Source organism: Helicobacter sp. 23-1045, from assembly GCF_053654655.1.
In genome coordinates this window covers 182,941-197,922 of record NZ_JBSIUR010000001.1, presented here as the reverse complement: position 1 = coordinate 197,922, position 14,982 = coordinate 182,941, and the positions used below count along the sequence as shown (strand labels likewise).

At 39.0% G+C, this 14,982-nt stretch carries 12 protein-coding genes; all 12 read right to left on the bottom strand.

From position 1 onward, the window contains the following. Positions 1-50: 50 nt before the first annotated feature. Entirely contained in the window at positions 51-1,844 is a 1,794-nt protein-coding gene (locus ACWIUE_RS01115) for a pyruvate/oxaloacetate carboxyltransferase (protein ID WP_454134091.1), read from the bottom strand. 12 nt (positions 1,845-1,856) lie between these two features. Continuing rightward, positions 1,857-3,185, bottom strand: coding sequence for an ankyrin repeat domain-containing protein (locus ACWIUE_RS01110; protein ID WP_454134089.1), 1,329 nt, complete (start codon positions 3,183-3,185; stop codon positions 1,857-1,859). 126 nt (positions 3,186-3,311) lie between these two features. Beyond that, positions 3,312-3,767, bottom strand: a complete 456-nt coding sequence (locus ACWIUE_RS01105) for a hypothetical protein (protein ID WP_454134087.1) — start codon at positions 3,765-3,767, stop codon at positions 3,312-3,314. 84 nt (positions 3,768-3,851) lie between these two features. Beyond that, entirely contained in the window at positions 3,852-4,703 is an 852-nt protein-coding gene (locus ACWIUE_RS01100; RefSeq protein WP_454134085.1) for a glycosyltransferase family 2 protein, read from the bottom strand. A gap of 80 nt (positions 4,704-4,783) precedes the next feature. Next, a complete protein-coding gene (locus ACWIUE_RS01095; RefSeq protein ID WP_454134083.1) occupies positions 4,784-5,527 on the bottom strand; it encodes a class I SAM-dependent methyltransferase in 744 nt (247 codons plus the stop codon). Further along, a complete protein-coding gene (locus ACWIUE_RS01090; RefSeq protein WP_454134081.1) occupies positions 5,517-6,764 on the bottom strand; it encodes a glycosyltransferase family 9 protein in 1,248 nt (415 codons plus the stop codon). Before ACWIUE_RS01090 ends, ACWIUE_RS01095 begins: the two co-directional genes overlap by 11 nt. Beyond that, positions 6,765-6,956, bottom strand: coding sequence for a hypothetical protein (locus tag ACWIUE_RS01085; RefSeq protein ID WP_454134079.1), 192 nt, complete (start codon positions 6,954-6,956; stop codon positions 6,765-6,767). Next, positions 6,901-9,399, bottom strand: coding sequence for a GDP-mannose 4,6-dehydratase (locus ACWIUE_RS01080; RefSeq protein WP_454134077.1), 2,499 nt, complete (start codon positions 9,397-9,399; stop codon positions 6,901-6,903). The genes ACWIUE_RS01085 and ACWIUE_RS01080 overlap by 56 nt, the downstream gene beginning before the upstream one ends. Beyond that, the gene (locus ACWIUE_RS01075) at positions 9,389-10,792 is read right to left on the bottom strand and encodes a glycosyltransferase (RefSeq protein ID WP_454134075.1); all 1,404 of its coding nucleotides are present in this window, start codon (positions 10,790-10,792) and stop codon (positions 9,389-9,391) included. The genes ACWIUE_RS01080 and ACWIUE_RS01075 overlap by 11 nt, the downstream gene beginning before the upstream one ends. 79 nt (positions 10,793-10,871) lie before the next feature. Next, complete coding sequence (locus tag ACWIUE_RS01070) at positions 10,872-12,707, bottom strand: glycosyltransferase (RefSeq protein WP_454134074.1); 1,836 nt, start codon at positions 12,705-12,707, stop codon at positions 10,872-10,874. A 38-nt stretch (positions 12,708-12,745) separates the two neighbouring features. Next, positions 12,746-12,994 carry a hypothetical protein gene (locus ACWIUE_RS01065; RefSeq protein ID WP_454134072.1) on the bottom strand — a complete coding sequence of 83 codons (249 nt, stop codon included), beginning with the start codon at positions 12,992-12,994 and terminating at the stop codon, positions 12,746-12,748. A 43-nt stretch (positions 12,995-13,037) separates the two neighbouring features. Beyond that, positions 13,038-14,894: a tRNA uridine-5-carboxymethylaminomethyl(34) synthesis enzyme MnmG gene (gene mnmG, locus ACWIUE_RS01060; protein WP_454134070.1), complete on the bottom strand. Its 1,857-nt coding sequence runs from the start codon at positions 14,892-14,894 to the stop codon at positions 13,038-13,040. Positions 14,895-14,982 lie beyond the last annotated feature (88 nt).

Here is a 14,982-nt window from a genome sequence, read left to right as displayed (position 1 = left end):
CTTATGTAGATTTTGAGATTTAACGCAATTATTTTGCATTTAGATTCGTCCTATTCGATTAGCATAATCGCTTGATTCGCCACCACTGCGCTATCCAAATCCACAAAGATATTTTTCACGCTACCATTTTTTTGCGCGGTGATTTCATTTTCCATTTTCATAGCCTCTACAATCGCCACAACATCGCCCTTTTTGACTTTATCGCCGATTTTGACATTGATTTTGCGAATGGTGCCGGGCATATTTGAGCTAATGTGATTTTCATCATTTGCGATAATCGCGCCTTTGGGCGACTTTTGCGTGGTAGATTCTGCGCTATTCGCAGAATCTTGCTCTACATACACTTCCCTTAATTCCCCATCAAGTCGCAAGAAAAAGGGTTTCACGCCATTTGTAGTCCTGCCAGAGCCCTCAATCTTTATGCCATACTGCTCCCCATTTACGATAATCTTAAACTCTTTTGCCAAATCCTCCGCGATATTTTCAAAAGATTCGATTGGCTCAGGTTTCAAAGCATTGTGATTGCGCTCGTCCAAAAATGTCTTTGCCACGCCCTCAAACATTGCGTAGCTTATGACATCTGTCTGGGAAAGCGCAAAATCTTTGCTTTCTTTCTTTGCCTTTGATATTTCAGGCGATAAATAATCCGCTGGGCGTTTGGTGATAAATTCTTCTTTCAAAGCCACAAGTTTGCTTTTTAGCTTTTTGTCAATCTCAGTGGCACTTTTACCATAAAATCCACGCCCCAAATTCTTTGCCTCTTTGCTAATGCTTTTATACCTCTCGCCTGTTAGGACATTTAGGACGGCTTGTGTGCCTACGATTTGTGAGCTAGGCGTAACAAGTGGCGGATAGCCAAAGTCTGCGCGGACAGCAGGGATTTCATCTAGCACTTCGTCCATTCTATCTAGCGCGTTTTGCTCTTTTAGCTGATTTGCTAGATTTGAAATCATACCGCCGGGGATTTGATTCACAAGCACACGCGTATCAATCAAACTATAATGCGATTCAAACTTCTTATATTTTTTACGCACACGGCGCAAGATTTCGGCGGCTTTTTCCATTTTGGCAATGTCTAATTTGGTGTCCCATTTTGTGCCTTTGAGTGTGGCTACCATTGATTGAGTGCAAGGGTGCGAAGTCCCACTTGCAAAGGCAGAGTTGCTTAAATCCACGATTTCCGCTCCCGCTTCTATCGCCTTTAAATGCGATGCAAATCCAAATCCCGCCGTGCTATGCGTATGAAGCACGATTGGTTTGTTAATTTCGCCCTTTAATGCTTTGACTAACTCATAAGCATCAAAAGGCGTGATTAGCCCTGCCATATCTTTGATGACAATTTCATCGCTTCCCATTTTGACTAGCTCTTTGGCATAAGCCACAAAGCCCTTAATCGTGTGAATGGGCGAAGTTGTGTAGCTGATTGCGCCTTGCACGATTTTGTTTTGCTTTTTTACCTCATCGATTGCGGTTTTTAGATTTCTACTATCATTTAGCGCGTCAAATATGCGAAAAATGTCGATTCCGCCTTGTGCTGAAAGCTTTATAAATTCTCTCACCACATCATCGGCATAGTGCCTATATCCTACCAAATTTTGCCCACGAAGTAGCATTTGAAGGGGCGTTTTTTTGAAAATCTCTTTAAACTTGTAAAGTCGCTCAAAAGGGTCTTCTTTAAGATAGCGCAAACAAGTATCATAAGTCGCGCCCCCCCACACTTCCACGCTATAAAAGCCGATTTCCTCAAAAATCCGCGCCACTTCCAACATATCCTCCGTGCGAACACGCGTAGCAAGTAAGCTCTGATGTCCATCACGCAATGAATTTTCTGTAATTTTTATCATTCAATCTCCCCTTTATATGATTTTATCAAGCTGTGCTAATTTCTCTGCCTGCTTGCGTTTCGCCTCCATTTGGCGGTGTCCTTCTTTTTTGAGATATTGCGCTATGTCATTATTGCCATTTGTCTGCGCTATGCTAAATGCCGTGCTTCCGGCGATATCACTTGCAAAAATATCTGCACCATTTTCTACCAAATAGCACACCAAATCCAAATTCCCGCTATTTGTCGCCTTCATAAGCACCGTTGCGTTGTTGTAATCCCTTGCGTTGATAAAGGCGTCATTTGCCACTAAAAATTTCACCACTTCCAAATGCCCCTCAATAGCGGAGAGCATTAGCGCGGAGTTGCCATCATTATCGATGTCATCGATATCTGCGCCATTATTTAGCAAAAGTTTCACAATCTCCAAATGCCCCTTTTCAGCCGCCCAAATAAAGGCATTCCACGCATTATTTGAGCGAAAGTCCGCCCCTGAATCTAGCAAAAACTGCACAACTTCAATATGCCCTTTGAAACTCGCGCTCATCAAAGCCGTATAGCCGTCATTTTTGCTTGCATTTACATTTGCGCCACTCTCAACTAAAAACTTTACGATTCCCAAATGCCCCTTAAAACTCGCGCTCATCAAAGCCGTGTAGCCATCAGTCTTATGCGAATTTACATCCGCGCCATTTGTCACTAAAAATTTCACAATCTCAAAATGCCCCTTAAAACTCGCGCTCATTAGCGCGGTGTAGCCGTCATTTCGCGTAGCGTTAATATTTATGCCGTTTTTGACTAAATACTGCACGATTTTTAGGTGGTTAAATGAGCACGCCCACATCAGCGCATTCCACCCATTTTCATCAGCGGCGTTAATATCCGCGCCATTTTTATGCAACAATCGCACGATTTCTAAATGATTAAATGAGCTTGCAAGCATTAGCGCGGTGGTGCTGTCATCTCGCTTGGCATTGACATTTGCGCCATTTTCTACCAAAATTTTCACAATGTCAATGTGCCCTTCGCTAACCGCGCTCATAAGGGCACTCCACCCGTCATTATCGCTTTCATTAACATCGACATTCAAATCCAAAAGTAGCGAAACAACGGCTTTATTGCCACTAAGTGCGGCAAACATAAGCGCGGTATAGCCGTTATTTGCGCGGATATCTAATCTTGCGTCATTTTCGATTAGAAACTTTGCCATTTTGAAATTGCCATCTTTACACGCCCACATTAGCGCGGTGCAGCCATCACTATCCACCGCATCGATATTTGTGCCGTTTTTAATCAAATATTTCACGCTGGGTGCGTTATTTTCAATCACCGCTTTTATAAACTCTTGCTCCAAAACACTCACAGGCAACCTCCGATTTTTGCGATTTTTTGTAAAATTATAACAAGTAAAAATAGAAAAATGCGAATTTTATCGCAGAATCTCGCATATTTTCGCAGAATCTACGCCAAAATTTACATTTCGCAGAATCTAGCGTTTTGCATTAATGTGAAGTTGCAACTTTATGCTTAGATTCTGCGGAAGGTGCGTTTTTATAAAATATTTTAGACGCATATTTAGAAATTTTACGCAAAATATGGGGATATATAATTTATTGTATTTTGCAATAATGCGAATTTCCTCTTTGAAAAATATCACACTTGGTTTTGCGGAAATCCCGCTCCCATCGTAAAATGCAACAATTTCTTTTGAGTTAAAAAATCGCACATTTTCCAAATGATAAATTTTGGTAAAAAAGTCGTTATCCGCGCAAATTTTAAAGTTCGTATCAAATTTATATTTTTTAAGCAACTCCGTTTTTACAAACGCACTTTGATGGCAAAATGGCATTCTAAATGCTGGATTTGACTTAAAGTGCGGTATTTTAGAGATTTTATCACTAATTTTTAACGCGATATCGCCATAAATTACTTTGATTTTTTTCATCCCTTGCCTCCAATTCGCAGAATCTAACTCAAATCGCAGAATCTCGCATAATTTCGCAGAATCTAACTCGCGATTTTAGCATATTTAATGTCTTTTTTTACCAAAAAATACCCGTGCTTTGTTGCGATATTTGCTTGGGATAATATTTCGCGTAAATACACGAGGCACGACCCAAAATACATAATACGCAAAATGTCGCAAGGGGAAAAATTTATTATATTTAAATCCAATTATGCAATCCTCTTTAAACATCAACCACGATAGACGCGAACTCACCCCTTCGACATTAAATGATATTACAATCTCATCAAAATGCCTAAAACTCTCGCCATTATTATAACAGCGGGTAAAAAAGTCCGTATCGCCTGCGATTTTGAAGGTTGTGTCGTATTTGTAGGATTTCATAATATTTGATTTTATAAATGCTGCTTGGTGGATGAAATGATGGCGGTATTTGTGCTTTTGCGTGGTGCTTTTTAGGATTTTGCGATTAAGATTATCATAGATAATTTCTGTATCGCCATAAATAATACTACTCTGCCCCCCCCCAGCGCGATATGCCGCAAATATGCGTTCAATCGCGCTATTATTATAAAATCTATCGCCAGAATTCATAAAGTTACACCACGCACCACTTGCTAAATCAATGCCCTTATTCATCGCATCATAAATGCCACTATCGCTTTGCGAGAGAAACTTCAAACTAAAATTTGCATTATCTTTTTTTGTCGCTTCTAAATACTCGCCATTATTTTTTGTGATATTTGCGATGGTTTTGATGTATTCCGCAATCTTTTCTGTCGTGCCATCGGTGCTTTTGCCATCGATGATGATGTATTCGATATTGCCATAAGTTTGATTTAGGACTGAATTCATCGTCTCTATAATATTATTTGCGTCATTAAAGACGACCGTAATTACTGAAATTTTCTCCATCGCAAAATCTTTCATAATAAAATAAAAGCGAAATTATACAGATTTTTGCGCTAGATTCTGCGATTTCGCAGAATCTAATATTATTTTTTTGCCACTGCCTTTATTTCATAACTAAAAATTTGCGGACTTGGCGCGTGAAAGGCGGAATTTGTGATTTTATTCCAAAAAGCAATTTTGCTTCTATAAATCCGCAAAAAGATTTTTCTAACAATCCTTTTTATCCCCTTGCTTCCAGCGAGTGCATCTTTGTCAATCAAATCCACCTTGCTAAATCCCGCCATTTTCAGCACGAAAATCAAACTTCCCGCAGTAAAAAGTGTATTATGTGTAAAATCTTCATACGCCCAATAAGCACCTGTGGCACTTTGTGCGTTTGGCACGGCGATAAAAATGCTTCCATTTTCATTTAGCATTTCCCTAAAATGCGCTAAAATTGGGATGATTTGCCCTTTTTCCAAATGCTCCAAACAATGCGTAGTTATTATCAAATCAAACTTTTGCTTTGGGGAAAACTTCAAAATATCATCCACTTTTATCGCATCAATGCCTAAATTTTTGCACGCTTCAATCGCATTTTCATTTATATCAATGCCAAGTAATTGATAGTTTTTACTTAAATCCCCCCCCCCGTTAGCATTTTGCGAATTCCACGCGAAATTATTATGTTTTATCGCATTTAGAATTTGCCCAAATCCGCACCCAAAGTCCAAAATCCTCGCATTTGCTGGCAGACCTTCTATCACTTCTTTGAAATAATGCGCCAATTTCGCGTCATTATAATCACCGCACCCTACGCCTCTTGCGCTAAAATAGTCATTTTTCATTTTTTCCTCCGTTTTGATAGATTTCATCGATAATTTTTATCACAGATTCTGCGCTAATTTCATTTATATCCAAATCACTTTTATATGCAAAGGCATTGCTTAACTCGCGGTATTTTCGCATATTTGCCTTTATAAAAGGATGGAATGCAGGATAATATTTAGTAGCGATATTTTTTGGATAGGGGATAAATCTCCCCAAATGATTGCCATTAGACACAGCGATAATCGCTGTGTCTAAAAAGACTGCGAAATGCGCTGCACTTGTTTCATTGCTAACTATAAGATTGCCATTATACACAAGTGAGGCAAGTTGCATTAGCGAGGTTTGCCCGCTAAAATCAAGCACATTCGCAGAATCTATCAAATCCACCAAAATTTTCGCGCTATTTTTATCCTCCACCCCGCCACAAATGACAATATTTTGATTGTATTTTGCAATCAAATGCCTTGCGACTTTTGCGAAGTTTTCAACGCTCCATTTGCGATATTTTGCAGACGCACCGATAAATAAAATGCAATAATTTTGGCGCAACTTTTCAAACGTATTTTCATCCACAAAACTCTCCAATTTTGGCAAAAGCGCAGAATCTAATTTCGCTTTTGGGATAGATTCTGCGAAATGTGGCGCAGAATCTGCAAAATTTGGATTTTTTGCACTAGATTCTGCGAAATGCTTTAAAAAATCAAAGGCATTTTTGCAAAACTCCGCATTGCGATAATACTCAAACAAAACGCCATCTTTGCAGGGCAAAAGTGCCGTGTAGTATTTGTCATTTGCGTTTTTTAAATGCAGTGGGAGATTATTATCATCTCCGCTTGGCGTTAGGCAAATTTGCGCATTTATGTAAGAAATAATCTCTTTGCAAAGCAAATCGCGCGAATAAATGGGATTTAGACAAATTGTAAAATGGCGTTTTTTAAGCGAGTGCAAAAATGAAATGCGATAAAAAAGACTGCGATTAAACTGCCTTGGCGAGATGAAAATAAACTCATCGATATTTTTGCTATGCAATCCAAGTGCCAAATTTTTCACGCAGTTATTTGCAAGTAGCGTAATGTGATAATCGCCAAAAAACTCCCGTATTTGCGCTAAAAATGGCGAAAACAGCACAAAATCTCCGATTGCATCGATACGAATAATCAAAAGTCGCTTTTTTGCCTTTGGTGGGAAGGGCGGGATAATTAAACGCGCTATTTTATCTCGCAGGGATTTTGTTAGATTTCTTAAATACGCCATTTATGCGCACCTTGCGAAATGATTTGATGGCGTGTAAAAAATGCGATATTTCGTGGATTTATATAAGATTCTGGCAGAATCTGCGAAATTTACGCAAATTGTTGCAGAATCTAGCGGAGATTCTGCGAATTTTAACTCATTCTGCCCCCCCCCCCCCAATTTGCATTTTTTGGCGCAATATCTTTGCTTCATATCTAATCATAATTTCTATCATCGCTTCAATGCTTGTCTTTTTTGGATTCCACCCTAAAATCTTTTGTGCTTTTTTTGCATCGCCAAGCGAACTTTTTACATCAAGCGGACGAAAATAATTTGGATTAACCTCAATTAGCACTTTATTATTCGCAGAATCTACGCCTTTTTCATCCACGCCACTGCCGATAAAGTGCAAATCTATGCCGACTTTTTTAAAGGCAATTTTGCAAAATTCTCTAATGCTTGTTTGCTTTCCTGTGGCGATGATAAAATCCTCTGGCGCGCTGTGTTGAAGCATTAAGTGCATACATTCTACATAATCCTTTGCGTAACCAAAATCCCGCTTTGCATTCAAATTCCCAAGATATAATTTCTCTTGCAAACCAAAGGCGATTTTTAGTGCCGCTTTAATAATCTTTTTGCTTACAAACTCATCGCTTCGCAGTTCGCTTTCGTGGTTAAATAAAATGCCATTTGTCGCAAAAATATTATATGCCTCCCTATAATGTCGCACCATATAAAAAGCATATAATTTTGCGATGGCATAGGGAGATTTTGGATTAAATGGCGAGTTTTCATTTAGCACACCATCACTTGAACCAAAAATCTCGCTACTGCACGCATTATAAAATTTGGCATTTAGATTTAGTAACTTTATGGCATCTAAAATGCGAAGTGTGCCTAGCGCAATGGAATCTGCCGTCCTTTGCGGGAGCGAAAAGGAAATTTTAACATTTGAAATGCCTGCTAGATTATAAATCTCATTTGGTCGCACCTTGCCTAAAATATCAATAATGCAACTAAAATCACTCACATCGCCATAATGATAAATAATCGCAGAATCTGCCCCATCAAAATACAAATCATCATAATGGATAAAGCACAAATCATCGTATTTTGGCACTTTTCGCACGAAAATATGGATGATGTAATTTTTTTGCGATAAGAGTTTCATCAAAAAATATCCATCTTGTCCGCTAGCACCGATTATTAGGGCGATTTTGGACGTGGAAGGTTGAGATTGCTTTGTAGATTCTGCGAATTTTGGAATTTTTGCGCTAGATTCTGCGAATCTTGTGCGATTCGCAGAATCTGCGATATTTTCGCCATTTTGTTTATTAGATTCTGCGATTTTCGCAGAATCTAAATAATTATTTTTTGGATTGCCACGATTTGCCTTTGGCAAATCTCGCAATAACGAATCTACCGCAGAATCTACTCTTAAAACAACGGAAGGATTTTCGGGATGGCTTTCGTAGTTTTTGCTAAATTTGGGGCGTGAGACTAGACTAGCGGTCTGCGAACGCCCGAAATTTAGCAAATCTGCGGAATGCTTCTCTAAAGGCGAATTGAGGACAGATTCTGCGTTTTTAGTATTTATTATGTCTCTGTAAAATTTAATCGTTTGTTTGTAGGTCGCCTCCCAGCCAAACATTTCTAATCGCTCTTTTGCGTGTGCGATTTTTTGTGCTTTTAAATTTTTATTTTGAATGCCATCCAAAATCGCATTTGCGATGGAATGCGCCTCATTTGGATTGAAATAAATCGCGCAATCCCCCGCAATCTCTCTAAAAACCTCAATATCACTCAAAACCGCCAAGCACTCCGCAAAAAAACTCTCCAAAATAGGAATGCCAAATCCCTCATAAAATGACGGAAACACAAAGCACAGCGCATTTTTATAAATACCATATAATTCATCTTCTTTTGCTTGGATGGCAACAAAATGCTCTTTTATTTTTAGCGATTGCAAAAAGTTGATTTCATCACTAGAAAACTCAGCCCCAACGCAAAGTGCCGTAATCTGCGGATTAAAGGCGATAATTTCTGCCATCGCCTTTGCAAAATTGGCAAAATTTTTATATCCGCCACGAGTGCCGACAAATAAAATGTAATTTTGCGGGAGATTTTGCGGAAGATTCTGCGATTTTTGCAGACTATGCCCTAAATAAATTACTCTTATTTTCTTTTCATCAATGCCAAAAAATTTGATTAAATCCCTTTTTGTCGTGTGAGAAATAGCGATAATCCCATCGCAACTCTCGCAATTAGCGCGTTTTAAGGCGGAAGTTTTGCTATCATTTTTGAAATAAGAATTTGCATAAATCTCGTGTATCATATCATAAACACTAACGATAAAAACCGCGCCTTTGGGGCGATTTCGCGTTTTTTTATAATAACTAATGTGATAAATTTCAAAAATATTTTTTGCGATAAATCGCTCGTGCAGTTCGTTTAGCGCGCTAATTAAACGCACCTTGCCTCTAAAATCTTTTGTTTTTTTATTTTTGTTTAAATAGAGATTTTCGCTATAAAGAAGCGGGATTTTGGCATTTTTATTGCGGATGAATAATTCAAAAATATAGCGCGAAATACCTCCGACAAACTGCATTGAAAAAATATCGTGGGAATATAGGACTTTTAGATTTTTACGCAGCATAAAAAGTCCTAAAATGAGATTTTGCAAAAAATGCAGAATCTGTGCTAGATTCTGCGATTTTTGCAGAATCTAAATAATTATTTTTGGATTGCTGTGACTTGACTTTGTCAAGTCTCGCAATGACAAATATCGCAGAATCTGCGAATTTTGGATTAGATTCTGCGATAAATATTAACTCATTCTGCCCCCCCCCATTTAGCATTTTTTCATATAATGCTAAATATTGCTTTGCGATATTTTTCGCACTAAATTTTAATATGCCTTTCCTTGCATTCAAAGCATTATTTGCCACAAACTCAATGCCACGCGCCAAATCTTTTGTGCTATCAAATGTCGCTAAATATCCATTTATTTTGTGTGAAATAATATCCCTTGCGCCACTATTATCAAACGCAACCGCGCTAGTTCCGCAAGACAAACTCTCTATAATAGTCTTTGGCGCGGCATCTAGCAGACTTGGAGCGACAAATACATCTGCGCTACTATAAATCAAACGCAAAGCAAGACTGCTATTATGATAACCAAAACTCTTAAATTCAAATCCTTGCGGGATTTTCTGCCTATCTAATTTGCCAAAAAAGCACAAAAAATATTTGTCTTTTGGCAAAAATTTCAGCGCTTCTAAAAAATGCGAAAATCCTTTATAAAAATCACCTAGCGCATTTGCCCCACATAAAATGATTTTTTTATGTGTGTTAAGTCGCAGAATCTGCCTTGCGATATTTTTATCAATAGGCATAAACTCGCTTTCATCGATACAATTCGCAATTGTGCTTATGAGTGCATTTTTTGTGATGGCACTTTTTTGCAAACACTCGCTAATAAAACTGCTAATGCCTACAAAATGCAAATTCTGCGGATAGTGCCTAATTTTGGTGCGCTGATTAAAATGCGCCAAATTTCGCAGAATCTTTATCTTTGGCGACAACGCAGGGCAGTTTTTGCACGAAGTTTGATATTTGAAACATAGCGCATTATTAGCGATAGCATAATGACATCCGCCACTAAACGCCCACATATCGCGCACACTCCACACAATCGGTTTTTTGATTTTGGCGATGGTGGATAGTGAGATAAATCCGTTATTTATCCAATGGAGATGGATAATATCTGCTTTTTGAAATACATTGTGCCTTAAAATATTAAATCCAAAAAAATTATTACTAAAAATATTTTTACTCCCGCAAATGCGAGAAATACCGCCATCAATCTTTGCGTAAAAAAATGCCTGATATTTATTGAGATTGCTAATATTTGGGTGGTTTTGAATATCTTTTGCAGTGGTTAAAATGTGACTTTTTACACCTAAATCCAAAAGTGCATTATGCAAATTTAGCGCACCTTTTGCTGCTCCGCCAGATAACTCACCAGCGACTAAATGCAGCACTTTCACGCCACTGCCTTTGAATGTGATTTGGTTGATATTTGATTAAAAGAAAGATGGAGGAAAATTACTAATTTATACCTTACTACTAATTTATACCTTTCTGCCCCCCCCTATTTGCAATTTTTGCATATTGAGAAATGTAGTGTTTAGCGATTTTTGCGGAATTAAAATGTGCTATTACACTATCTCTTGCATTTTGGCGCAAAACTTCATAATTCGCAGAATCTAAGCACCATTCAATCCCACACGCCAAATCGCCAATATCTTTTGCCAAATATCCATTTTGCTTGTGTGATATCATATCGCCATTGCCACCAATATCAAAGGCGACCACAGGCACAGCACAAGAAAGTGCCTCCATAATGGCATTACTTAGATTTTCCGCCAAACTTGGGACGACAAAAATATCACACGCATTATACGCAAGGCGAATGCTATAATCATCACTTAAACGCCCAAAGGCAATAGATTCTGCGCCAAAAGTATTATTATTTGCGCCAAAAATGACTAATTTATAAGGAATTTTTAATAACGCTAATGCCTTTAAAAACTCTGCATAACCCTTGCGCGGGATATCATCAATCGCCCCAAATCCAATGTAATAAATATTTTTCTTTGCAGAATCTAGCGCAAGGGACAATAACTCTAATAAGAATTCTCTGTGCTGCCCCCCCCCATTTAATATTTTTTGGTATTGAGAAACATACTGCGGGGCGATTTTTGCAAAATCAAAGTTTGTGGCACTATCTCTTGAATTTTGGCGTAAAACTTCATAATTCGCAGAATCTAAATTTAAAATCCAATCCAATCCCCTTGCCAAGTCATCTACATCCATCAAATTCGCCAAATATCCATTATGCTTGTGTGAAATAATATCTTTTAATCCACTCGTATTATACGCCACCACAGGCGTTCCACACGCCAAACTTTCCACCGCCACTTGCCCAAAACTCTCAATATGACTTGGCATAAGCACCACATCCGCCACGCTATACACGATTTTTAATGCGATATCATCGCTCAAATGCCCCAAATAATTGCTTTCAATACCCTCAATTTCCCCTCCATCACTTGCACCAAAAATCAGCAACTTGATACGCGATTTATCTTTCAACAAACACAGGGCATTTTTTAAGTCATCATATCCCTTGCGCTCCAAACTCATCGGTGCTATTGCGCCAAATGCGATTATTTTTTGCGAATTTGGAATATTTAAAAGGCGTCTAGCGATATTTTTTGGAATGGGGGCAAATATGCTTGTATCAATCGGATTTGGCAAATTTATAATGCTTTTATTGCTAAAAAGCGCAGAATCTTTGGCGCATTTAGCAATCCACCGCGATAGACCATTTATAGTGATATTTATTTTATTATACACTTTTTGCTTTCGCTTAAATGAAAAGTAACTAATATCATAAGGCATTTTTCCGCCAAGCAGGGGACATTTCTTACAACCGATGCTAACCCCTACACAGGCGGCTGCCACTATGTGGCAGCCGCCTGTGTAGGGGTTAGCATCGTGTAAGCTCCAAATTATTGGAGCGTCAATTTTAATTAAATCTTTGATATTTATAAACCCACTTTCAACCCAATGCAAATGCACAATATCTGGTTTTAACTCCGCTATATATTTTAGCAACGCCCTATTTTTTGGGATAAAAAATGGTAATTGCGGAGAAAAAATATCCTTGTGCCGTTTGGGGTAAAAAGAAAGTGGGATTTGCGATAAAAATGGACGGATTTTTTCAAATGCCTTTTGCACTTTGCTTCGCGCTAATCGATATGTGTGCGGAGAATCGCCCGTTTTATTTTGCACTAACATTATAGAATCTATCCCCGCTTCTAGCAGTGCTTTATGAAGGCGCGCACACGCCCTCCCCGCCCCACCAGAATCCGAACTACATAAATGCAAAACTCTCACACATAAACCTTAAAAATATTTTTATAAAAGCGGTAATTTTACATAAAAACACTTAAATATTTTCTTAGATTCTGCAAAATCGCAGAATCTGGGATATTTTCGTCACTGCGATATTTTGCTTTGTAGAATCTTGCAATGACGATTTTTTTTATTTTTAGATTCGTGCCAAATTGCCAAATCGCGTGAAAAACAATCGAAGTAATGGCGGTAGTGCTTTGCGTTGTTTTGGCGCGAAATGAGCGAAATAGAACTAGTCGTTCATTGAGCGAAATTTTGTGCCAAAACAAAGCAAATGATTACCCAAGACACAAATTGCACTAAAACAAATTGTCAGCGTTTATTTCGCAAGTGGATATATAAATGCAACACATCAACGCTCGCCATCGTTACGCCACTTATCGCTAGTGCCTCGCGCAAATTTTTGGGGCGAAATTTATTTAGTTTTTCGATGACTTCCGCACTCAAACCCGGTATTTTATCAAACACAAAATCACGCGGAATCTCCACGCCAAGCGTCAAATCCAAATTTGCGATTTCATCATTTTGCTTTTTTATGTAGTGATAATATTTGCACTCAATTAGCACTTCCTTTAACGCACGGAGCGATAGATTTGCGAATCTATCGTCAAATTTTTGCAACTTTGATTCATCAAAACTTTTGCGCCCTACGATTTGAATCCCTTGCGTGGCGTCATTGATTTTATCCTCTCCCAAAGATTCCAAAAATGCCAAAAACTCCGCATTTGGCGTATAAATTTTGCGCTCCAAAAATTCAATCGCGCCCTTTATCGCATTTGAATCCGCCAAAATCTCATCGATATTTTCAAGCAATCCTAGCTCTTTTCCGCGATTTGATAAGCGAAAAATCGCATTATCCTCGCGCAAAAGCAAACGATACTCCGCACGGGAGGTAAAAACGCGATATGGCTCATTTGTGCCTTTGGTTACCAAATCATCAATCATCACGCCGATATAAGCCTCACTGCGCTTTAAGATAAATTCAGGTGCGCCTTTCACGCTTAAAGCTGCGTTAATTCCAGCCATAAGCCCCTGTGCTGCGGCTTCCTCATAGCCTGTCGTGCCGTTGATTTGCCCTGCCAAATAGAGATTTTTGATTTTTTTGCATTCAAGCGTGTGAAAAAGCTCGGTGGGTTGGACAAAATCATACTCTATCGCATAGCCAAAGCGCGTAATTTCGACATTTTCTAGCCCTGCGATTGTGCGAATCATCGCCTCTTGCACATCAAAAGGCAGTGAAGTAGAAAGCCCATTGACATAATATTCGTTTTGCGCCTTTGTTTGTGGCTCTAAAAATAGCTGGTGGCGTGGCTTTTCGGCGAATCGATTTACCTTATCCTCAATGCTTGGGCAATATCTAGGACCCACGCTTTTAATCTGTCCGCTAAAAAGTGGCGCACGAGCGAAGTTTGCGCGGATAAACTCGTGCGTAGATTCATTTGTGTAAGTGATATAGCAAGGATATTGCGTGGGGTTAAAATCGCGCGTTTTATGGCTAAAATGCGGGGGATTGCTGTCTCCATTATGTCGCTCCAAATTGCTAAAATCAATGCTTTTCCCGCTCACGCGCGGACAAGTGCCCGTTTTTAGTCGCCCGACATTTAGCCCCAAACCTCGCAAACTTTGCGACAAAGCCACCGCACTAGATTCGCCAAATCGCCCATTTTGTGAGATGGATTCGCCGATATGGACTTTGCCATCCAAAAATGTCCCTGTGGTTAAAATGACTTTTTTTGCAAGGTATTTTTTGCCGATAGCCGTGCGAATCCCACACACCACGCCATTTTCTAGCAAAATCTCAACTGCCATTTCTTGCGAAATAGTGAGATTTTCTTGCGCCAAAAGCATATTTCGCGCTGTTATGCGATATAAATCCATATCGATTTGCGCCCTTGTGCCTTGCACTGCGGGTCCTTTTGACGCATTTAGTGTGCGAAACTGAATCCCACTAATGTCTGTGATTTCGCCCATCGCCCCGCCTAGCGCGTCAATCTCTTTTACCAAATGTCCCTTTGCAAGTCCGCCGATGGCTGGATTGCAACTTGCTAGCGCAATTGAATCCACTAGCAAAGTCAAAAGGTGCGTTTTTAGCCCCATTTTCGCACAAGCCAAACTCGCTTCAACTCCCGCGTGTCCGCCACCTACCACAATAATATCAAATGAATCCAAAAGCACTCCCTTAAAAATTTTAATGATTTTTTGCTACGATTTCGTTTTTAGAATTTGAAATTTTATGTTTTTTAGCTTAAAGGGGACA

Bases quoted from the DNA above. Each gene is read 5' to 3' on its own strand.
- ACWIUE_RS01115 (WP_454134091.1), bottom strand. From the start codon at position 1,844: ATGATAAAAATTACAGAAAATTCATTGCGTGATGGACATCAGAGCTTA.
- ACWIUE_RS01105 (WP_454134087.1), bottom strand. From the start codon at position 3,767: ATGAAAAAAATCAAAGTAATTTATGGCGATATCGCGTTAAAAATTAGT.
- ACWIUE_RS01100 (WP_454134085.1), bottom strand. From the start codon at position 4,703: ATGGAGAAAATTTCAGTAATTACGGTCGTCTTTAATGACGCAAATAAT.
- ACWIUE_RS01095 (WP_454134083.1), bottom strand. From the start codon at position 5,527: ATGAAAAATGACTATTTTAGCGCAAGAGGCGTAGGGTGCGGTGATTAT.
- ACWIUE_RS01090 (WP_454134081.1), bottom strand. From the start codon at position 6,764: ATGGCGTATTTAAGAAATCTAACAAAATCCCTGCGAGATAAAATAGCG.
- ACWIUE_RS01085 (WP_454134079.1), bottom strand. From the start codon at position 6,956: ATGAAGCAAAGATATTGCGCCAAAAAATGCAAATTGGGGGGGGGGGGG.
- ACWIUE_RS01080 (WP_454134077.1), bottom strand. From the start codon at position 9,399: ATGCTGCGTAAAAATCTAAAAGTCCTATATTCCCACGATATTTTTTCA.